Origin of the sequence: Pseudomonas mucidolens (assembly GCF_900106045.1) — a bacterium.
GTDB lineage: Bacteria > Pseudomonadota > Gammaproteobacteria > Pseudomonadales > Pseudomonadaceae > Aquipseudomonas > Aquipseudomonas mucidolens.
In genome coordinates, this window is sequence record NZ_LT629802.1 from 3,181,866 (window position 1) to 3,201,823 (window position 19,958).

General features: G+C 57.6%; 17 protein-coding genes. 14 read left to right on the forward strand and 3 right to left on the reverse strand.

Going from position 1 to position 19,958, the window contains the following annotated elements:
* Window position 1: 1 nt before the first annotated feature.
* Entirely contained in the window at window positions 2-661 is a 660-nt protein-coding gene (locus BLU75_RS14650; protein WP_084378869.1) for a GntR family transcriptional regulator, read from the reverse strand.
* A 280-nt stretch (window positions 662-941) separates the two neighbouring features.
* Between BLU75_RS14650 and xdhA the strand changes: the two genes are divergently transcribed.
* From xdhA to guaD, 4 genes are all read left to right on the forward strand, one after another.
* Window positions 942-2,390, forward strand: a complete 1,449-nt coding sequence (gene xdhA / locus BLU75_RS14655; RefSeq protein WP_090221489.1) for a xanthine dehydrogenase small subunit — start codon at window positions 942-944, stop codon at window positions 2,388-2,390.
* Window positions 2,383-4,782 (forward strand): xanthine dehydrogenase molybdopterin binding subunit, encoded by a 2,400-nt coding sequence (gene xdhB / locus BLU75_RS14660; RefSeq protein ID WP_084378871.1) that lies wholly within the window; start codon window positions 2,383-2,385, stop codon window positions 4,780-4,782. Before xdhA ends, xdhB begins: the two co-directional genes overlap by 8 nt.
* Window positions 4,783-4,905: 123 nt before the next feature.
* The gene (gene xdhC, locus BLU75_RS14665; RefSeq protein WP_084378872.1) at window positions 4,906-5,748 is read left to right on the forward strand and encodes a xanthine dehydrogenase accessory protein XdhC; all 843 of its coding nucleotides are present in this window, start codon (window positions 4,906-4,908) and stop codon (window positions 5,746-5,748) included.
* A gap of 22 nt (window positions 5,749-5,770) precedes the next feature.
* Window positions 5,771-7,075 (forward strand): guanine deaminase, encoded by a 1,305-nt coding sequence (guaD, locus tag BLU75_RS14670; protein ID WP_084378873.1) that lies wholly within the window; start codon window positions 5,771-5,773, stop codon window positions 7,073-7,075.
* 123 nt (window positions 7,076-7,198) lie between these two features.
* Here guaD and BLU75_RS14675 read toward each other — a convergent pair whose 3' ends face one another.
* Window positions 7,199-7,963 carry a GntR family transcriptional regulator gene (locus tag BLU75_RS14675; RefSeq protein WP_084378874.1) on the reverse strand — a complete coding sequence of 255 codons (765 nt, stop codon included), beginning with the start codon at window positions 7,961-7,963 and terminating at the stop codon, window positions 7,199-7,201.
* A 223-nt stretch (window positions 7,964-8,186) separates the two neighbouring features.
* On the opposite strand from BLU75_RS14675, the gene BLU75_RS14680 reads away from it, so the two are divergent.
* The 3 genes from BLU75_RS14680 to BLU75_RS27895 all read left to right on the forward strand — a co-directional run bounded on the left by BLU75_RS14680 (window position 8,187) and on the right by BLU75_RS27895 (window position 10,173).
* Window positions 8,187-9,377 (forward strand): benzoate/H(+) symporter BenE family transporter, encoded by a 1,191-nt coding sequence (locus BLU75_RS14680; RefSeq protein WP_084378875.1) that lies wholly within the window; start codon window positions 8,187-8,189, stop codon window positions 9,375-9,377.
* Between the two features lie 372 nt (window positions 9,378-9,749).
* Window positions 9,750-10,055, forward strand: a complete 306-nt coding sequence (locus BLU75_RS27890) for a cupin domain-containing protein (RefSeq protein ID WP_231982564.1) — start codon at window positions 9,750-9,752, stop codon at window positions 10,053-10,055.
* Window positions 10,030-10,173 carry a cupin domain-containing protein gene (locus tag BLU75_RS27895; protein WP_231982565.1) on the forward strand — a complete coding sequence of 48 codons (144 nt, stop codon included), beginning with the start codon at window positions 10,030-10,032 and terminating at the stop codon, window positions 10,171-10,173. Before BLU75_RS27890 ends, BLU75_RS27895 begins: the two co-directional genes overlap by 26 nt.
* 682 nt (window positions 10,174-10,855) lie before the next feature.
* Here BLU75_RS27895 and BLU75_RS14700 read toward each other — a convergent pair.
* A complete protein-coding gene (locus BLU75_RS14700; RefSeq protein WP_084378876.1) occupies window positions 10,856-11,773 on the reverse strand; it encodes a LysR substrate-binding domain-containing protein in 918 nt (305 codons plus the stop codon).
* A gap of 191 nt (window positions 11,774-11,964) precedes the next feature.
* Here BLU75_RS14700 and BLU75_RS14705 point away from each other — a divergent pair, with 191 nt between their 5' ends.
* From BLU75_RS14705 to dacB, 7 genes are all read left to right on the forward strand, one after another.
* Entirely contained in the window at window positions 11,965-12,714 is a 750-nt protein-coding gene (locus BLU75_RS14705) for an SDR family NAD(P)-dependent oxidoreductase (RefSeq protein ID WP_084378877.1), read from the forward strand.
* A gap of 96 nt (window positions 12,715-12,810) precedes the next feature.
* Window positions 12,811-14,115 (forward strand): MFS transporter, encoded by a 1,305-nt coding sequence (locus BLU75_RS14710; RefSeq protein WP_174580146.1) that lies wholly within the window; start codon window positions 12,811-12,813, stop codon window positions 14,113-14,115.
* An 18-nt stretch (window positions 14,116-14,133) separates the two neighbouring features.
* Window positions 14,134-14,982 (forward strand): transketolase, encoded by an 849-nt coding sequence (locus tag BLU75_RS14715; protein WP_084378878.1) that lies wholly within the window; start codon window positions 14,134-14,136, stop codon window positions 14,980-14,982.
* On the forward strand, window positions 14,979-16,001 hold the full coding sequence (locus tag BLU75_RS14720) for a transketolase family protein (protein WP_084378879.1): 1,023 nt from the start codon (window positions 14,979-14,981) through the stop codon (window positions 15,999-16,001). The genes BLU75_RS14715 and BLU75_RS14720 overlap by 4 nt, the downstream gene beginning before the upstream one ends.
* 54 nt (window positions 16,002-16,055) lie before the next feature.
* The gene (locus tag BLU75_RS14725; RefSeq protein ID WP_084378991.1) at window positions 16,056-17,000 is read left to right on the forward strand and encodes an alpha/beta hydrolase; all 945 of its coding nucleotides are present in this window, start codon (window positions 16,056-16,058) and stop codon (window positions 16,998-17,000) included.
* 312 nt (window positions 17,001-17,312) lie between these two features.
* Complete coding sequence (locus BLU75_RS14730) at window positions 17,313-17,657, forward strand: YggL 50S ribosome-binding family protein (RefSeq protein ID WP_084378880.1); 345 nt, start codon at window positions 17,313-17,315, stop codon at window positions 17,655-17,657.
* 785 nt (window positions 17,658-18,442) lie between these two features.
* Window positions 18,443-19,900: a D-alanyl-D-alanine carboxypeptidase/D-alanyl-D-alanine endopeptidase gene (gene dacB, locus BLU75_RS14735; RefSeq protein ID WP_084378881.1), complete on the forward strand. Its 1,458-nt coding sequence runs from the start codon at window positions 18,443-18,445 to the stop codon at window positions 19,898-19,900.
* The last annotated feature ends 58 nt before the right edge of the window (window positions 19,901-19,958 follow it).

Below are 19,958 nucleotides of genomic sequence, written 5' to 3' on the forward strand. Positions count from 1 at the left end.
CTTAGGCATCCGCCAAGGCAGCGATAACCAACGAAGCGCTGCGCTGGCAATAGGCTGACAGCACCAGGCGAATCTGCGGCAAATCACGCGCAAGTACGGCGGCGAGCAATTGCTCGAACAGCTCCAGGTATTCACTCATGGACGTTTTGCGCTGATCCAGGGCCAGGTAATAGGCACGGTTCATCGCCGGCTGCAGGTTTTCGACGGTTTCCTGCAGGTACGGATTATTGGCAAAGGGATAGGCCGCACGCATTACGCTGAAGCACTCTTCAACGAAAGCGCGGATGTCCTGACGCTCGAAATTGCTCACCAGGCGTTGCTGGATCTGCACGAACGGCGCCATGTCGACCTGCGTCTGCCAACCTTCGGCAACCGCGTTGCCCAACAGGATGTACAGCTCGCTCATCAACGTACACAGGCTCTGCACCTTGTGGGCGGTGAGTTCGGTAACGTGCGCGCCACGGCGCGGCAGGATGGCGATCAAGTGCCGGCGTTCGAGGATCAGCAAGGCTTCGCGCACGGAACCACGACTGACATTCAGCGCCAGCGTGACCTTTTGCTCCTGGATCCGCTCCCCAGGCTTGAGATCGCCACGAATGATACGTTCGGCGAGGTGGTGAGCGATTTGCTCGGCAAGACTATCCGGCGCCTTGAACGTCATGTTTTCCCTTCAAAATCTTCGATCGGTACAAGGGCGGCAGTGTAGCGCAATTGCCTGCTGATGGCGCACGGCCAACGCCGCTGAATTTGGCATGCAACAAGCAGAGATTAAAGGCCAAAAGCCCGTAAGAACGGCGTCTTCAAAGATCTGAACCATAATCAAAGGTGTTGAAATCGCAATTTCTTGACCTTTCGGTCAGAAAATCATTGACCGAAAAGTCAGACATGACTAGATTCGGCGCAAAGCGGTTAACAACAATAATGAGTCTGCGAGGCCTTCCGTGATCCAGTTTTTACTCAACCAGGAGCTCCGTAGCGAGCACGACCTGGACCCGAACCTGACGGTGCTCAACTACTTGCGTGAGCACTTGGGAAAATCCGGTACCAAGGAAGGCTGCGCCAGCGGTGACTGTGGCGCCTGCACCGTGGTGGTCGGCGAACTGCACACCGATGAGCAAGGCGTAGAGCAGATTCGCTATCGCAGTCTCAACTCATGCCTGACCTTTGTTTCGTCCCTGCACGGCAAACAACTGATCAGTGTTGAAGACCTCAAGCATCAGGACCGACTGCACAGCGTGCAACAGGCCATGGTCGAATGCCACGGCTCGCAATGCGGCTTCTGCACCCCTGGCTTTGTGATGTCGCTGTTTGCCCTGCAAAAAAACAGCGACGCGCCTGACAGTGCCAAGGCCCACGAAGCGCTGGCCGGCAATCTGTGTCGTTGCACCGGGTATCGCCCGATCCTTGCCGCCGCCGAACAGGCCTGTTGCAACAAGCCCCAGGACCAGTTCGACAGCCGCCAAGCCGAAACCATCGCCCGCCTCAAAGCCATCGCCCCGACGCAGACCGGCGAGTTGAACAGTGGCGACAAGCGCTGCCTGGTGCCATTGACCGTCGCCGACCTGGCCGATCTCTACGACGCCTATCCCCAAGCTCGCCTGCTGGCTGGCGGCACCGACCTGGCGCTGGAGGTCACGCAATTACACCGCGTACTGCCGGTGATGATCTACGTCGGCAATATCGAAGAGATGAAGCGCATCGACAGCTTTGACGATCGCCTGGAGATCGGCGCCGCCACCACGCTGTCCGATTGCTACACCGCGCTGAACCATGAATACCCGGACTTCGGTGAACTGCTGCAGCGCTTCGCCTCCCTGCAAATCCGCAACCAAGGCACCCTCGGCGGCAACATCGGCAACGCCTCGCCCATTGGCGACTCACCGCCGCTGCTGATCGCGCTGGGGGCACAGATCGTGCTGTGCAAGGGCGACACCCGCCGCACCCTGACGCTGGAAGACTACTTCATCGACTACCGCGTCACGGCCCGTCAGGACAGCGAATTCATCGAGAAGATCATCGTGCCCAAGGGCGTGCCGCTGTTTCGCGCATACAAGGTTTCCAAGCGCCTGGACGATGATATTTCCGCAGTCTGCGCAGCCTTCAACCTACGACTCGACAACGGTGTGATTGCTGATGCACGTGTCGCGTTCGGTGGCATGGCCGCCATTCCCAAGCGCGCCAAGCACTGCGAAACAGCGTTGATCGGCGCCGTGTGGAACGCCGCCACCGTGGAAAACGCCTGCGTCGCGCTGGCCGAGGATTTCACCCCACTGTCGGACTTCCGCGCCAGCAAGGAATACCGCCTGCTCAGCGCGCAAAACCTGCTGCGCAAATACTTCATCGAACTGCAAACGCCGCACATCGAGACTCGGGTGACCGCTTATGTCTAACCATCACGCCGTGGAAAAATCCCAGGCCGAACTCGCCGAACTGTTTGCCAAGGACCTGACCTCCGGGGTCGGTCGCAGCGTCAAGCATGACAGTGCGGCCAAGCATGTGTCGGGCGAGGCGCAGTACATCGACGACCGCCTGGAGTTTCCCAACCAGTTGCACCTGTATGCGCGCCTGTCAGACCGCGCCCACGCGAAAATCCTCAGCATCGACACCGCGCCCTGCTACGCCTTTGAAGGGGTGCGTATCGTCATCACTCATCACGATGTGCCAGGCCTGAAAGACATTGGCCCGCTGTTGCCGGGTGATCCGCTGCTGGCCATCGACGACGTGCAATTTGTCGGGCAACCGGTGCTGGCCGTCGCTGCTCGCGACCTGGAAACCGCACGCAAGGCCGCGATGGCCGCAGTGATCGAATACGAAGACCTGGAACCGGTGCTGGACGTGGTTGAAGCCTTGCGCAAACGCCATTTCGTCCTCGACAGCCATACCCATCAGCGCGGCGATTCGGCCGGTGCCCTGGCCACCGCCAAGCACCGTATCCAGGGCTCACTGCACATTGGCGGCCAGGAACACTTCTATCTGGAAACCCAGATCTCTTCGGTGATGCCCACCGAAGACGGCGGCATGATCGTTTATTGCTCCACCCAGAACCCCACCGAAGTGCAAAAGCTGGTGGCCGAAGTGCTGGACGTGTCGATGAACAAGATTGTGGTCGACATGCGCCGCATGGGCGGTGGTTTTGGCGGCAAGGAAACCCAGGCGGCGAGCCCGGCGTGCCTGTGTGCGGTAGTCGCGCACCTCACCGGCCAGCCGACCAAGATGCGCCTGCCACGGGTCGAAGACATGCTGATGACCGGCAAGCGTCACCCGTTCTATATCGAATACGACGTCGGCTTCGACGACAGCGGCCGCCTGCACGGCATTCAACTGGAACTGGCCGGCAACTGCGGCTGCTCGCCGGATCTTTCGGCGTCGATTGTCGACCGCGCGATGTTCCACTCCGACAACTCGTATTACCTGGGCGACGCCACGGTGAACGGCCATCGCTGCAAGACCAACACTGCGTCCAACACCGCCTATCGCGGTTTCGGTGGCCCGCAAGGCATGGTCGCGATCGAAGAGGTGATGGACGCCATCGCCCGTCACCTCGTCCTCGATCCGCTGGCCGTGCGCAAGGTCAACTACTACGGCAAGACCGAACGCAACGTCACTCACTACTACCAGACCGTCGAGCACAACATGCTTGAGGAGATGACTGCCGAACTCGAGGCCAGCAGCCAGTATGCCGAGCGCCGCGAGGCGATCCGGCGCTATAACGCCAACAGCCCGATCCTGAAAAAAGGCCTGGCGCTGACACCGGTGAAGTTCGGCATTTCCTTTACCGCCAGCTTCCTCAATCAGGCCGGCGCCTTGATCCATATCTACACCGACGGCAGCATCCACTTGAACCACGGTGGCACCGAGATGGGCCAGGGCTTGAACACCAAGGTCGCGCAAGTGGTGGCCGAAGTGTTCCAGGTGGAGATCGACCGGGTGCAGATCACCGCCACCAATACCGACAAGGTGCCCAATACCTCGCCGACCGCAGCCTCCAGCGGCGCCGACCTGAACGGCAAGGCAGCACAAAACGCTGCCGAGACCATCAAGCAACGCCTGGTAGAGTTTGCGGCCCGCAAGTTCGAGGTCAGCGAGGCCGAGGTGGAGTTCCACAACGGCCATGTACGCATACGCGATCAGATCCTGACGTTCGAAGCGCTGATCCAACAGGCGTATTTTGCCCAGGTGTCGCTGTCCAGCACCGGTTTCTACAAAACCCCGAAAATTTTCTACGACCGCAGCCAGGCGCGGGGCCGGCCGTTCTATTACTTCGCTTTCGGCGCAGCCTGTTGCGAAGTGATCGTCGATACGCTGACCGGCGAATACAAGATGCTGCGCACCGATATCCTTCACGATGTGGGCGCTTCGCTGAACCCGGCCATCGACATCGGCCAGGTCGAGGGCGGCTTTATCCAGGGCATGGGTTGGCTGACCATGGAAGAACTGGTGTGGAACAACAAAGGCAAATTGATGACCAGCGGTCCGGCCAGCTACAAGATCCCGGCGGTGGCCGATATGCCGCTGGACCTGCGGGTGAAGCTGGTAGAGAACCGCAAGAACCCGGAAGACACGGTGTTTCATTCCAAGGCCGTGGGTGAGCCGCCGTTCATGCTCGGAATTGCCTCGTGGTGCGCGATCAAGGATGCCGTGGCAAGCCTGGGTGACTATCGCCACCAGCCGAAGATCGATGCACCAGCGACGCCCGAACGCGTGTTGTGGGGCTGTGAGCAGATGCGCCAGTTGCAGGCCGCGAAGACCGTTGAGGCTGAAACCGAGATGGCGTCGCTTTAGGACCGAGGTGCTGCCATCGCAGGCAAGCCAGTTCCCACATTTGACGGTGTTTACAGATCAAAATGTGGGAGTGGGCTTGCCCGCGATGACGGCCTGGCAGACAACAGAAATGTTGAGGTGAACATGAACAACTGGATCAGCGCCCTCGCCGACCTGCAACTCCAGGGTGAACCCTGTGTGTTGGTGACGATCATCGAAGAACTCGGCTCCACGCCGCGCAATGCCGGCTCGAAAATGGTGATCAGCGCGGAACATGCCTTCGATACCATCGGCGGCGGACATCTGGAATACAAGGCGATGCAGATCGCACGCGACATGCTCGCCCGCGGCCAGCAAAACACCCATCTGGAGCGCTTTAGCCTGGGCGCCAGCCTCGGCCAGTGCTGCGGTGGGGTGACCGTGCTGCTGTTCGAGCCCATGGGCCAGGTCCAGGCGCAGATCGCTGTGTTTGGCGCAGGCCACGTCGGCCGCGCGCTCGTGCCGCTGCTGGCGAGCCTGCCTTGCCGTGTGCGCTGGATCGACTCCAGGGAGCAGGAATTTCCGGCGCATATCCCCCGAGGCGTGCGTAAAATCGTCAGCGAAGAGCCCGTGGATGAAGTCGATGATTTGCCGGCCGGCAGTTACTGCATCGTCATGACCCATAATCACCAGCTCGACCTGGAGTTGACCGCCGCCCTGCTCAAGCGCAACGACTTTGCCTATTTCGGCCTGATCGGCTCGAAGACCAAGCGGGTCAAGTTTGAACACCGCCTGCGTGAGCGTGGCTTTGAGGCCGCGCAGTTACAACGCATGCGTTGCCCGATGGGGTTGACTGAGGTCAAAGGCAAATTACCCGTGGAAATTGCCATCTCCATCGCCGGCGAAATCATCGCCCTCTATAACGCCAATTTCGGTCAGCAGACTGCAAGCGCCGAACCTATTGCCAAGTTGCTGCCAGCCTCGCGCCGCAGCCATGCCGCCCACTAAGACGCCAAGAATCGAGACGACCATGCCTTTGACTCGCAAAGCCTACCGTGCCGCCATTTTGCACAGCATCGCCGACCCCGCCGAAGTGGGCATCGAAGCCTCCTATGAGTATTTCGAAGACGGCCTGCTGGTGATCGATAACGGCCAGATCAGCGCCCTGGGCCATGCCAGCGAGTTGCTGCCGACGCTGGCCGCCGACATCGAAATCACCCACTACCAGGATGCGCTGATTACCCCCGGCCTGATCGACACCCATATTCACCTGCCGCAGACCGGCATGGTCGGCGCGTACGGTGAACAGCTGCTGGATTGGCTCAACACCTACACCTTTCCTTGCGAGAGCCAGTTCGCTGACAAGGCTCACGCCGAAGAAGTCGCGGATATCTTCATCAAGGAATTGCTGCGCAATGGCACCACCACTGCGCTGGTGTTCGGCAGCGTGCATCCGCAATCGGTGAATGCATTCTTCGAAGCGGCGGAAAAACTCGACCTGCGGATGATCGCCGGCAAGGTCATGATGGACCGCAACGCGCCGGACTATCTGACCGATACCGCCGAATCCGGCTATCAGGAAAGCAAGATGCTGATCGAGCGCTGGCACGGCAAGGGCCGTTTGCACTACGCGGTGACGCCGCGTTTCGCGCCTACCAGCACCCCTGAACAATTGACCCTGGCCGGGCAACTGCTGGGGGAATACCCGGACCTGTACATGCAGACCCACATCAGTGAAAACCTGCAGGAAGTGGCTTGGGTCAAGGAGCTGTTCCCGGAACGCAGCGGTTATCTGGACGTGTACGACCATTACAAGCTGCTGGGGGAACGCTCGGTATTCGCTCACGGCGTCCACCTGTGTGACGACGAGTGTGCACGCTTGGCGCAAGCCGGCTCGGCGGTTGCGTTCTGCCCGACCTCGAACTTCTTCCTCGGCAGCGGCTTGTTCAACTTGCCGATGGCGGAAAAGCACAAGCTCAATGTCGGCCTCGGCACCGACGTCGGGGGCGGAACCAGTTTCTCGCTGCTCCAGACGCTGAACGAAGCGTACAAAGTGATGCAACTGCAGGGCGCGCGGTTGAGCCCGTTCAAGTCGCTGTACCTGGCCACCCTCGGCGGCGCGCGGGCACTGCGCCTGGAAGACCGGATCGGCACCCTGCAACCGGGCACCGACGCGGACTTCCTGGTGCTGGACTACAACGCGACACCGCTGCTCAGCTATCGCCTGAAGCAGGCGAACAACATCGCCGAGACGTTGTTTGTGTTGATGACGTTGGGGGATGATCGGGCGGTGCTGCAGACGTATGCGGCGGGTCAACTGGTCCATCAACGCTGATCTTAAACCCGACACAAACAAATGTGGGAGCGGGCTTGCTCGCGATAGCGTTGGGTCAGTCACTTTATGTGTGCCTGATACACCGCATCGCGAGCAAGCCCGCTCCCACATTTTTTGCTCGGTTTACAACTTGATCGGAGAGCGCCCTGGCTTTTTGGTCTGCAGCAAATGCGAGAACACCGCGTGCAGGTCGTCCGAGGCGCTTTCCTCATCGAGGTTGAGTTTGCTGTCGATGTGGTCCATGTGGTGCATCATCAGGTTCACCGCGAGGGTTGCATCCCGGGCTTGGATGGCATCGATCAGTTGGGTGTGCTCGTCGTAGGAGCAATGTGAGCGGTTGCCACTTTCATACTGGGCGATGATCAACGAGGTCTGGGACACAAGGCTGCGCTGGAAGCTGATCAGCGGCGCGTTCTTCGCCGCCTCGGCCAGCTTCAGGTGGAACTCGCCGGAAAGCCGGATACCTGCCCCACGATCACCGCGCGAGAAGCTGTCGCGCTCGTCGTTGACCATCTGCCGCAACTCGAGCAGTTCGTCGGCCGTCGCATGCTGAACGGCCAACTCGGTAATCGCCCGCTCCACCAGACGCCGCGCCATGAATACCTGGCGAGCCTCTTCGATACTCGGGCTGGCAACCACGGCGCCGCGGTTAGGCCGCAGCAATACCACGCCTTCATGGGCCAACCGCGACAACGCACGGCGAATGATGGTGCGGCTGACGCCAAAGATCTCGCCCAGTGCTTCTTCACTCAATTTGGTACCGGGCGCCAGGCGTTGTTCAAGGATCGCCTCGAAAATATGCGCATAGACGATATCGTCCTGGGTTCCACTGCGGCCGGCCTTACCGGCTCGCGGCTGTTTCTTGAGGGGCTGCAACTGTTCGTTCATGGGCACTCGGATCGGGAGAACGGCGGCGAATTGACGTGGACTGTAATACGGTACAGCTAGGTCGCTGACAAGTATCGCGTAAAAACAGCGCATATTGTACACAACCCGCTGCGCCAACACACTGTACGGCTGTTTACGCGGTCGGCTGTATTGCAATGAACAGTTACGTTTGAGTTTAGGCTTGAATCTGTAATTTCCCAGGTAAAAAAAGGAACCCCATCGCATGTCCGACGCGACCCAAGCGCCGCTGCGCCCATTGGCCGACACTTCGCCCGCGGCCATCGTCGCCGGATTTATCGCCATGATGACTGGCTACACCAGCTCCCTGGTGCTGATGTTCCAGGCCGGCCAGGCTGCCGGCCTGTCCAGCGGGCAAATTTCCTCGTGGATCTGGGCGCTTTCGATCGGCACGGCGGTCTGCAGCATCGGCTTGTCGTTGCGCTATCGCACGCCGATCACGATTGCCTGGTCGACTCCCGGCGCCGCGCTACTGATCACCAGCCTGGGCGGCGTCAGTTACGGCGAAGCCATCGGTGCCTACATTACCTGCGCAGTGCTGGTGACGATCTGTGGGCTGACCGGCAGTTTTGAAAAACTGGTCAGGCGCATCCCCGCGTCCCTGGCGGCGGCCTTGCTGGCGGGAATCCTATTCAAGATCGGCAGCGAAATATTCGTCGCGGCGCAACATCGCACGGCGTTGGTGCTGGGGATGTTTTTCACCTACCTGATCGTCAAGCGCATGTCGCCGCGCTATGCCGTATTGGCAGCGCTGCTGGTCGGCACGGCGTTGTCCGGCCTGATGGGGCTGCTGGACTTCAGCGGCTTCCACCTGGAAGTCGCGACACCCGTCTGGACCACGCCGCACTTCTCTCTGGCCGCGACCATCAGCATCGGTATTCCGCTGTTCGTGGTGGCAATGACCTCGCAGAACATGCCAGGCGTCGCAGTACTGCGGGCCGACGGTTACAACGTCCCTGCCTCGCCCTTGATCACCGCCACCGGCCTGGCCTCGCTGGTATTGGCCCCTTTCGGCTCCCACGGTATCAACCTGGCAGCCATCAGCGCAGCCATCTGCACCGGGCCCCACGCCCATGAAGACCGCAACAAGCGCTATACCGCCGCGGTCTGGTGCGGGGTTTTCTACGGGATTGCCGGCGTATTCGGTGCGACATTGGCGGCGCTGTTTGCAGCACTGCCCAAGGAACTGGTGCTGTCGATTGCGGCGTTGGCGTTGTTTGGCTCGATCATCAATGGCCTGAGCATTGCCATGAATGAGCCCAAGGAGCGGGAAGCGGCGCTGATCACCTTTATGGTCACTGCGTCGGGTCTGACACTGTTTTCGATCGGCTCGGCGTTCTGGGGAATTGTCGCGGGGGTGGTGACGCTGGTGATTCTGAACGTGCGCAAGGCTTGATTGTGTCTACCCTGAAACGAAACAGCGACCCGCTGTTCTTCGCTGACCGAACCGGCGCAGGTCATCGACAAGGGCATCCCGACTGCTGGGTTACTTGCCCACGTCATGATCGCGAAGTTCGCTGAAAACCGCCACGGCGGCTTTAGCAACTACGTTATCTGTCCTTGAAGCAACGCAGCAAGTGGAGCGGTTCCCGCCGCCACTCGCTGCCTCTCTCCGCCTACAGCGGTTAAATACTCTGTGCTCTATGAGTAATCCACAATGAAGATAAGAGGAATCGTGACCAGTCACGACGAACAAGGGAACTCCGTGTTCGTTTCAGATGACTACGCCCCAAGAGCCCAATCCTTTGTCTCATTCCCTGGACACGCCATGGCACAGTTATGGACGACACCAGCGAATCCGGTACGCCTCGAACAAGAACGCGATCCCACGCTTGATTACGCTTCGCTGATTCCTCCCCAGGGAGGCACCAGCCTCGCCATGTTTAATTTTCCACCTGACTCGGTCATGCAGAATCCCATCGATGGTGCCCGGGCCTATGAGGAGCTGGGCGCCGCATTGCCTGGCCTGATCGAAAGCTTTGAACCGCAAAATCCGGGCATGCACACCACCCCCCACCATCGATTACGGAATCATTCTGGAGGGCGAGATGTGGCTGGAACTGGACAACGGTGAGAGCCGCCTCGTGAAGACCGGCGAGATCGTAATTCAAAGAGGCACACGACACGCGTGGCGGAACAAAAGTGACCGGATTGCCCGAGCACTGTTTGTGATGATCGGCTCATCACGTTAAGTGCTACATGCCTTGTAGTTTCTGTGTTTTCACCACACTGGTGTAAGGAAGTTTTATGGCCACGGTCGTTCATCGTTTGCTCGGTATCTCTGGCAGCCACGCTGTCCCGGGTGATCTGCGGCCCCCAAATCGTAATTCCCGGCGTCAATGAAAAAATTCAAGACGGTAAATTCGCCGATGAAACTACGATCGACTTCATGCTCACAGCTGTCGACAACTTGATACAAGAAATAAACCTTCTGCGCAGCGCTCCATAATCTGAGTGAATTCACTCATCACACTCCTAGTGGCCAGGAACATTCGTTTTGCTCGGTTTGCCTTTGAGCTAGAACACGTTCAGCGGGTTCGTTTTGAGGTAACCGTCCGGCGAAGTCACCTAGGCAGTTCGGTTCAGGTGACTCATGTGGAATCCAGATGATGTGCTCCGGCTGCTGCACCGTCAGCGTATCGCGACCAGGACTTGCTCAAGAGAATCCCTGGTAATCGCTCAAGCGGTGTGATGCAGCTACCGTTGAATCAGTTGGAGAAGGTGTCTCTGAATATGCCGTAGGTGACGAGGTGAACGTCATACCAGCGTTCTCTTTTGCGGATTACGGCATGTATGGAGAGCTCGTCGTCGCACCGGTTCACGCGTTTGTGAAGCAGCCAGTAGGTGTATCAACATTCCCCGAAACTAAACCAATTAAAATACAAAGCTATGCCCCAACTCTCCCTCCATCCACTCTAGAAATCGCCTGACCCTAGGAAAGCTGGAGTGTGCTTTTGGAAAAACCAGATGATGCGCAGCTACGGGTGAACTCAGTGCTTGCGGCGCGACCTCAACCAACGCACCGCTGGCGAGATACTTCTGCGCCAGCAACGTACTTTCGAGAGCGAATCCCAAGCCGTGGCTCGCTGCTTCGAGCGTCATATATGACCGATCGAAGCTCAAAGCGTAGGGATTCTCCGGGCGCGCCAAACCATGTTGCGCAAACCACTCCGGCCACCTGAGCAAGGTCGCCTCAGAAAGAATCAGATCCTCCGCCAGGAGATCCGCTGCGCTGTTAATAGGACAACGAGAAAGTAGCTTCGGGGAGGCCAGGACAGCGAAGGTTTCGTTACGCACAGTGCGAACCTCATAGCTGGGCCAGTTAGGTCGTCCGTGGCGAATATCGACGTCGATCTTGTCTCGGCTGAAATGCAGCGACTCGTACGAGCACGAGAGGTTTATCTGGATATCCGGATTACTGATCCGGAAAGCCTCAAGCCTGGGCATGAGCCAAAGTAGCCCGAAACTGGGGGACGAATGAAGCCTCAGGCAATCGAGACTGACGTCACTGGCTGCCCGCTCCGTCGCGACCTCCAAGCTCTGCAACAGCCCAGAGATGTCTTTGAGATACTGCTCGCCCACCGGCGTTAATGTCACCCCGCGCGCAGCCCTGACGAACAACTGTCGACCGATCATGACTTCCAATTTAGCTAACTGGTGGCTAATTGCAGAAGGCGTGAGATCAAGCACTTCAGCCGCTCGGGCGAGGTTGCCAAAACGGGCCGTTTGCTCGAAGGCTTGAATTGCTCTCAGCGGTGGGAGGTTAGATGGAGTGTGTTCGTCTTGGCGCATCAGTGCTCTGCCTATTATTTTTTGGTCGCTGGGGGGACAGAATCATTCAACCATTAGTCATTTAGAATGACGAGAGGTGAATTTTATTCATCTAGCAGTGACGTTTGCGTTATTGCTCAGCATGCCTTCCACGGACACTCTGAATCATCGATCACTGAATCGAACCATAAAAACAATCAGAGGTAACCCACATGCTTCTTCAAGGTAAAGTCGCCATCATCACTGGCGCAGCTTCGGAACGTGGCATTGGCCGCGCAACTGCCGTCACCTTCGCCAAACATGGCGCTCATGTAGTCATTCTGGATCTCGACGAGGCCGCCGCACGAGACGCAGCTGCCGCCCTCGGCGAGGGGCATCTGGGTCTTGCCGCCAACGTTGCAGACGAAACCCAGGTCAAAGAGGCCGTCGCTAAAGTCATCGAGCGATTCGGCCGGATCGACGTTCTCGTCAACAATGCCGGCATCACGCAACCCATCAAGACGTTAGACATCCGTCCCTCCGATTACGACAAAGTTCTGGATGTCAGTCTGCGCGGCACATTGTTGATGTCACAAGCCGTCATTCCCACCATGCGTACCCAGGCTTCAGGCAGCATTGTTTGTATGTCATCTGTCTCGGCTCAGCGCGGCGGCGGCATTTTCGGCGGGCCACACTACAGCGCAGCGAAAGCGGGCGTCCTTGGTCTAGGCAAAGCCATGGCGCGAGAATTTGGTTCTGACAACATCCGAGTGAACTCCATCACACCCGGTTTGATTCACACCGATATCACCGGCGGTCTGATGCAGGATGAGCGTCGCCACGCGATCATCGAAAGCATCCCGCTCGGCCGCCTGGGAGCCGCTCAGGATGTGGCAAACGCCGCGCTATTCCTCGCCAGCGACCTGTCCTCCTATCTCACCGGGATCACGCTGGATGTCAACGGCGGTATGTTGATCCACTGACATCAGTGGCGGGTCGGCATCGGCCCATGACGTTCTGGATCGAAGGTACGCCGGGCCTGTGCCGGGCGTTCTATAACAACAAGAGATCAGACAAACATGATTACCACCACCATGACGCTCGACGCTGCTGCCACGGTTCGGTCAAGCGCTTACCGTAAAACTGCCTGGCGTTTGATGCCTTTTCTGATGCTTTGCTACCTCTGCGCTTACCTCGACCGGGTCAACGTAGGGTTTGCCAAGCTCCAAATGATGAGCGACCTCTCGCTAAGCGAGACCGTATATGGACTCGGAGCGGGGGTATTTTTCCTCGGATATTTCCTGTGCGAGGTGCCTAGTAATCTTATCCTCCACAAGGTTGGCGCTCGGCGCTGGATCGCGCGCATCATGATTTCATGGGGCATTATTTCTGCCCTCTTCGCCTTCGTCGAAACAGCTTGGCAATTCTATGCGCTACGCTTTTTGCTTGGCGTCGCAGAAGCAGGTCTCGCGCCCGGCCTACTGCTCTATCTCACTTATTGGTTTCCTTCCTATCGCCGCGCAAAAATGACTGTGCTGTGGTTCATCGCCATCCCGCTTTCCGGAATGATTGGCGGGCCTCTTTCAGGCTGGATCATGACGGAGTTCGCAGGCGTTCAGGGTTGGGCTGGTTGGCAGTGGATGTTCGTCATTGAAGCCATTCCGACTGTCATTGTCGGGCTAATGGTACTGGCTTATCTAAAGGATGGCGTGCACCAAGCTACTTGGCTGACCGATGAAGAAAAGGAACTCGTCAGCCAGGAGTTGGCCGAGGACAACAGCCAAAAGGTCACTCACGCTTCGGTCGGAGAGTTCTTACGAGATCGTCGCCTGTGGATTCTTGCCTGCATCTACTTTTGCGTGGTCATGGGCCAATACGCGATCACTTTCTGGTTGCCTACCCTGATCCGCAACGCGGGTGTTTCCGACACCATGCACATCGGTTTACTCACCAGCCTTCCGTACATGTGCGCCATCGTGGCAATGGTGTTTATGGGCCGTAGTGGGGACAAGCACCAAGAGCGTCGCTGGCACCTGGTTGGGCCAATGATTGCGGGCGCGCTGGGACTAACGCTGGCAGCGATGTTCGGAGGCAATCTGGTGCTATCGGTATTGAGCCTGTGCTTAGCGGCAGCAGGTGTCCTTTCTGCCTCGTCACTATTCTGGATGTTGCCTACCACTTTGCTCGGTGGAGTATCCGCAGCTGCGGGTATTGCCGGTATCAATAGCTTTGCCAATCTCGCAGGGTTCTGCTCGCCTTATCTGATTGGATGGATCACCACTACGACCGGCTCAAGCGCCATTGGTATGTATCTAATCACTGGTGTGCTGTGTATCGGCGCCTGTTTAGTACTACGCATTCCTGCTGCCTCGGTCAATCGTTGAGCTAACGGAGAATTCCCCATGACTGCCAATCCATCTCGTGCGTCGTCCACTACTCTAGTGCAGCGCGCTCACAATATTCGCCGCCACGCTTTGCGCATGGGCCAAGTCCAAGGCCAAGGCTATGTCGGTCAGGCGTTAGGCGCAGCAGACTTGCTGGCCGTGTCGTACTTCCACGCCATGACCTACAAACCTGAAGACCCGAAGTGGGAGGAACGCGATCGCTTTTACCTCTCCATCGGCCACTACGCGATCGCGCTCTATGCAGCGTTGATTGAAGCTGAAATCGTCCCCTTGGACGAACTCGAAACATACGGCTCAGACGATAGCCGTCTGCCGATGTCAGGCATGGCCACCTACACACCTGGCATGGAGATCACCGGTGGATCGCTTGGCCAAGGACTGGGAATCGCGGTGGGTGCCTGCCTCGGCTTGAAGCGCAAAAAATCTGCGTCATTCGTTTACAACCTGCTGTCGGACGGCGAGCTGAATGAAGGTTCGACCTGGGAAGCCGTAATGTCGGCGTCCCACTGGAAACTCGACAACCTCATCGCCATCGTCGACGTGAACAATCAGCAGGCCGATGGACGCTCCAGTGAGGTGTTGGCGTTTGAACCTATTGTTGATCGATGGCAAGCATTCGGCTGGTTCACCCAGCGCGTGGACGGCAACGACCTGGACGCATTGGTTAAGGCGTTTGATGCTGCCCGCAACCATCCAGCCGCTCAGCCCAGAGTGATTATCTGCGACACCAAAATGGGCAAAGGCGTGCCGTTTCTGGAAACCCGTGAGAAGGCGCATTTCATTCGCGTGGATGAGCATGAATGGGATCTCGCCCTGAACAACCTCGACGAGGGGAAAACTGTATGAGCACTACGAATACCAATACGGCTCAGGCGCCCGTGGTCGTAAAGAAAAAACTGACCACCTCGGCGATGATTGCATCGATTGCTTCTGAAGGTCAGGCCACTAAATCCGCCCCATTTGGTCACGCGCTGGCAACGCTTGCCGATCAGCGATCAGACATCGTCGGCTTGTCCGCCGACTTGTCGAAATACACCGATCTGCACATCTTCGCCAAGGCTCATCCCGACCGCTTCTACCAGATGGGAATGGCCGAGCAACTGTTGATGAGCGCAGCCGCCGGGATGGCCCGTGAAGGCTTTGTACCCTTTGCCACGACCTATGCAGTGTTTGCCTCGCGTCGCGCCTACGACTTCATTTGCATGGCAATCGCTGAAGAAAACCTGAACGTCAAAATCGTTTGCGGCCTGCCAGGCCTGACCACAGGCTACGGCCCGAGCCACCAGGCAACAGACGATTTGGCAATCTTCCGAGCGATGCCGAATCTGATGATCATCGATCCTTGCGATGCTCTGGAAATCGAACAGGCCGTACCTGCTATCGCAGCCCACCAAGGGCCGGTTTACATGCGTTTGTTGCGCGGCAACGTACCGTTGGTACTTGACGAGTACGGGTACAAATTCGAGATTGGTAAAGCCAAGACATTGCGCACCGGTAATGACATTTTGATCATCTCTACGGGGCTAATGACAATGCGCGCTTTAGAAGCCGCTAAAGAACTTCAGGCAGATGGCGTAGATGTCGCAGTCCTGCACGTACCCACTATCAAGCCTTTGGATGAGCAGACCATTCTCGCTGAGGCCCGGAAGCCAGGACGGTTGGTAATCACCGCTGAAAACCACTCGATCATTGGAGGATTGGGAGAAGCAGTGGCAACGGTATTACTGCGCAATGGGGTTACGCCGACGTTCAGACAAATTGCGCTACCAGACGCGTTCCTCGACGCAGGCGCGCTTCCAACCCTCCACGACCGTTACGGCATTTCTACTCAGGCGGTATGTGCGCAAATCAAGGGTTGGTTATAAAAAACCAAACCCGCGGGGGGCTATTTCGGCCCCCTGTCAGGAGGGGAAATGCCATTGGACGCAGCCAAGTTACTTGACCCCGCTTACGCGCACTTCCTGGAAAAAACGTCCAGTGAATGGACGCTCGCCGGGCTTCCCGCTATTCGAACCCGAGCTAGTGCCAATTTTAAACCGCCTCAGCTAGCACGATGCGAACAGCGCTGGACAACGGACGCTCCAAACACTCCTGGGGTTCGTTTGTGCATTTACCGGCCCGATCAAAAGTATGAAGATCAAGCACTACCGGCCATTTTGTATTTGCACGGGGGAGGATTTGTTTTGGGCTGTCCAGAGATGGCCGACGACTACTTGACCGACCTGGCTATCGAGATGAAAGCGGTCATCGTAGCCGTCGATTACAGATTGGCTCCGGAGCATCCCTTCCCTATTCCACTTGAAGACTGCTATACGGCTCTGAGCTGGCTGTTGCGTGAAAGTCCTTCGCTTGGCGTCGATGCAGATAGAGTGGTCATCATGGGTCATAGCGCAGGCGGCGGACTTGCTGCCGCACTAGCGTTGCTTGTTCGAGAGAGGGCTGAGCATTCAGTTGTGGGATTGGTATTGGTCTATCCAATGCTCGATCACCGAACTGGCTCGGCTAACGCCCCCACTGACAATCCCACTACAGGAACGCTAAATTGGGGAAGTGAAGCAAATCAGTTCTGCTGGCACTGCATGCAAGGGTCATACACGTTTGATGACGAACAGGCATTTCTGTTTTCCGCCGCGCTTGCATCTGATCTACGGGGGCTGCCACGAAGCTTTATCTGCGTAGGAACCTTGGATTTGTTTTTGGTGGAAGACGTGGACTTCGCGTTAAAGCTCTCGCGTTCAGGCGTGCCAATTGAGCTTCACGTTTATCCGGGAGTACCGCATATGTTTGATCAGTACCCTGGTTCGGTTACCGATCAATGCAGGAACGACGTGGTAGCCGCGCTTAGGAAAATGATTGGGGGATGACCCTTACCCGAACTACTCACCCCCCAGGTTTGATTGTGGAGAATGACAGTTTGCAGAAATGCGTCATTGAGGGCTTGTACGAAGTTGGACGGCAGGCAGGAGACATGACGATGAAGATCGTTGGCGAATACTCCAGAAAAAAGACGCGCCGATAATCACAACGGTACAGAACTGGATGTTGGCTCAGTCGATATCTGGTGAATCGCCCCGGGTTTCGTAGACACCTCTTCGCCTTATATCGATCAGACAAGACAGGCACCTAAGCGTGTTAGCTGATAGACTATGCGCCGTAATTACTCTGAGGATTTATTGATGGCCACTAACCGCTCCCGTCGTCTGCGCAAAAAGCTTTGTGTGGACGAATTTCAGGAATTGGGCTTTGAGCTGAACCTGGATTTCAAGGAAGACCTGGATGACGAGGCTGTTGATGCATTCCTCGATTCCTTCTTGACTGAAGCTATGGACGCTAATGGCCTGGACTACGTCGGTGGCGATGACTACGGCCTGGTCTGCAAGGCAGAACGCGGCTCTGTTACCGAAGAGCAGCGTGCAGCCGTTGAAGCATGGCTCAAAAGCCGTAGCGAAGTCACCAAGGTTGAAGTCAGCCCTCTGCTCGACGCCTGGTACCCAGAGAATCCGGTCAACGCTGCCAATTGATCGCGCTGAGCCGCAGTCGTTAACTGCGAGCTTGTGAAAAAACCACCTTTCAGGGTGGTTTTTTTTGCTTTGCGGAAAGCCCAGGGGGGCTCAAACCAACTGCATTCTGATGTGGATAGGGACAGCTCTGAACCTGCCCTCCCCACCTCCAATAGACACTGCCAAAGGTGAAGCACGGCCCGACCCGATGCGCCGTCATTGTGCAACGGGATCGATGAATTCGAGCTGTGCCCACGCAATTCAGGGGCGCGATTATGTGCTTTGGCCCAGGGCAAACTAGCGAGCTGAAGAGGGTTCGATGAGCGGCCTTGACGGCTGATCTGACATCCCTAGGCATACGAGAGTCGGCGCTGGATGTCATGAACAGCACAGCCCGGAGGGAAGAAATTGCTGAGGCGCTTGGACGCTGGGGGGGAAAACAGGCTTCGAGAGGGCGTTGGGGAGAGGGGATTTTTGACAACCAACTAACTATTTTGTGCTAATTGGCAAAACTTGAAACTCATCAACGCACAGTTTTTTGCGCAGACGCTGGGAACGGTTAGTCGCCATGGAACAATCCTCATAAGTAATAACGGCCGGCACTCTTCCAGTTTTAGGTGGCGATTGCCCGATTGCGTAGGACGGGCGGCGCAACGCCAATAAAAAAAACCGCGATTAGCGGCTATCGTTCAACCACAAAGGGTTGCACCTTGGGGCATAATGCCGACACTTTCATGACCAATGAGGGATTTTCTTGCATAGCCCTCGCCTTTTTCACCCTTCTCAGCAGTAGGGTCTTATTCTTTATGATCAAATCCTTGCGCCCATTGTTACTCGCCAGTTTTCTTCTCCCTCTGGCTTTTTCCGTCACCGCCGCCCCCATCAATACCAGCTTGCCACCCAAGGTGCAGGAGTCGCTGAAAAAGGCCAAGTTGCAAAACGATGCCTTGTCCCTGGTCATGATCCCGCTCACCGGGCCCGGCACGCCGACCGTGTTCAATGCCGACGTTTCGGTGAACCCGGCCTCCACCATGAAACTAGTCACCACCTACGCGGCCCTGGAAATGCTCGGCCCCAACCACCAGTGGAAAACCGAGTTCTACACCGATGGCACCCTCAGTGGCGGAATTTTGCGCGGTAACCTGTACCTGAAGGGCGGCGGCGATCCCAAGCTGAACATGGAAAAACTCTGGTTGTTGATGCGTGACCTGCGGGCCAATGGCGTGCAGCAAGTCACCGGCGACCTGGTGCTGGATCGCGGTTTCTTCATCCAGCCGCAATTGCCGGCATTCAATGACGACGGCAATGACGCCAACAAGCCATTCCTGGTCAAGCCGGATGCCTTGCTGGTCAACCTCAAGGCCTTGCGTTTCGTGACCCGCAATGATTCGGGCCGCGTACTGGTCTCGGTGGAACCGCCTATTGCCAGTATCCATATCGACAATCAGGTCAAACCGACCAACACTAAACAATGCACCGGCGACGTGCGCTACAACCCGGTCACCGCCGCCGATGGCAGTGTGACCGTAACCGTCAGCGGCCAGTTGGGTGACGGCTGCAGCTCGCAGACCTATCTGTCGCTGCTGGATCACGCCACCTATGCCGCCGGCGCTGTCCGGGCGATCTGGAAAGAACTGGGCGGCAGCATCCAGGGCCGTGACGTGCTGGCACCCGTGCCAAAAAGCGCCAAGCTCCTGGCCAGGGCTTTCTCCCCGGATCTGGCAGAAATCATTCGCGATATCAACAAATACAGTAACAACACCATGGCCCAGCAGTTGTTCCTGAGCCTTGGCGCGCAATACCGCACGGATGCCGACGGCGACGATGGCAAGGCGGCCCAGCGGGTAATCCGCCAATGGCTGGCAAAAAAAGGCATCACCGCACCGCACCTCGTGATGGAGAATGGTTCCGGCCTGTCCCGTGCCGAGCGCGTGAGCGCCCGCGAGCTGGCGAGAATGCTGCAGGCTGCGTGGAAAAGCCCGTATGCGGCAGAGTTCGTCAGCTCGATGCCGATTGCGGGCAGCGACGGCACCATGCGCAGACGCCTTAAAACCACGGCCTTGCGCGGTGAAGCACACATCAAGACTGGCACCTTGAATACCGTGCGGGCAATTGCCGGCTACAGCCGCGACAATAACGGCAATACCTGGGCGGTGGTGGCAATCCTCAATGACCCGAAGCCTTGGGGTGCCTCGTCGGTGCTGGACCAAGTGCTGCTGGACTTGTATCGCCAGCCAAAGGTGACAACCGCGTCCGCTCTGTAAATCGTGCGGGAACCGGCCTTGAACCTCGCCAAGCCCGGGCAGGTTCCTGGCCGGACGC

What these genes read in the sequence shown, in the direction of transcription:
- BLU75_RS14650 (WP_084378869.1), bottom strand. Translation starts at nt 661, where the DNA reads ATGACGTTCAAGGCGCCGGATAGTCTTGCCGAGCAAATCGCTCACCAC.
- xdhB (WP_084378871.1), top strand. Translation starts at nt 2,383, where the DNA reads ATGTCTAACCATCACGCCGTGGAAAAATCCCAGGCCGAACTCGCCGAA.
- xdhC (WP_084378872.1), top strand. Translation starts at nt 4,906, where the DNA reads ATGAACAACTGGATCAGCGCCCTCGCCGACCTGCAACTCCAGGGTGAA.
- guaD (WP_084378873.1), top strand. Translation starts at nt 5,771, where the DNA reads ATGCCTTTGACTCGCAAAGCCTACCGTGCCGCCATTTTGCACAGCATC.
- BLU75_RS14675 (WP_084378874.1), bottom strand. Translation starts at nt 7,963, where the DNA reads ATGAACGAACAGTTGCAGCCCCTCAAGAAACAGCCGCGAGCCGGTAAG.
- BLU75_RS14680 (WP_084378875.1), top strand. Translation starts at nt 8,187, where the DNA reads ATGTCCGACGCGACCCAAGCGCCGCTGCGCCCATTGGCCGACACTTCG.
- BLU75_RS27890 (WP_231982564.1), top strand. Translation starts at nt 9,750, where the DNA reads ATGGCACAGTTATGGACGACACCAGCGAATCCGGTACGCCTCGAACAA.
- BLU75_RS27895 (WP_231982565.1), top strand. Translation starts at nt 10,030, where the DNA reads ATGTGGCTGGAACTGGACAACGGTGAGAGCCGCCTCGTGAAGACCGGC.
- BLU75_RS14700 (WP_084378876.1), bottom strand. Translation starts at nt 11,773, where the DNA reads ATGCGCCAAGACGAACACACTCCATCTAACCTCCCACCGCTGAGAGCA.
- BLU75_RS14705 (WP_084378877.1), top strand. Translation starts at nt 11,965, where the DNA reads ATGCTTCTTCAAGGTAAAGTCGCCATCATCACTGGCGCAGCTTCGGAA.
- BLU75_RS14710 (WP_174580146.1), top strand. Translation starts at nt 12,811, where the DNA reads ATGATTACCACCACCATGACGCTCGACGCTGCTGCCACGGTTCGGTCA.
- BLU75_RS14715 (WP_084378878.1), top strand. Translation starts at nt 14,134, where the DNA reads ATGACTGCCAATCCATCTCGTGCGTCGTCCACTACTCTAGTGCAGCGC.
- BLU75_RS14720 (WP_084378879.1), top strand. Translation starts at nt 14,979, where the DNA reads ATGAGCACTACGAATACCAATACGGCTCAGGCGCCCGTGGTCGTAAAG.
- BLU75_RS14730 (WP_084378880.1), top strand. Translation starts at nt 17,313, where the DNA reads ATGGCCACTAACCGCTCCCGTCGTCTGCGCAAAAAGCTTTGTGTGGAC.
- dacB (WP_084378881.1), top strand. Translation starts at nt 18,443, where the DNA reads ATGATCAAATCCTTGCGCCCATTGTTACTCGCCAGTTTTCTTCTCCCT.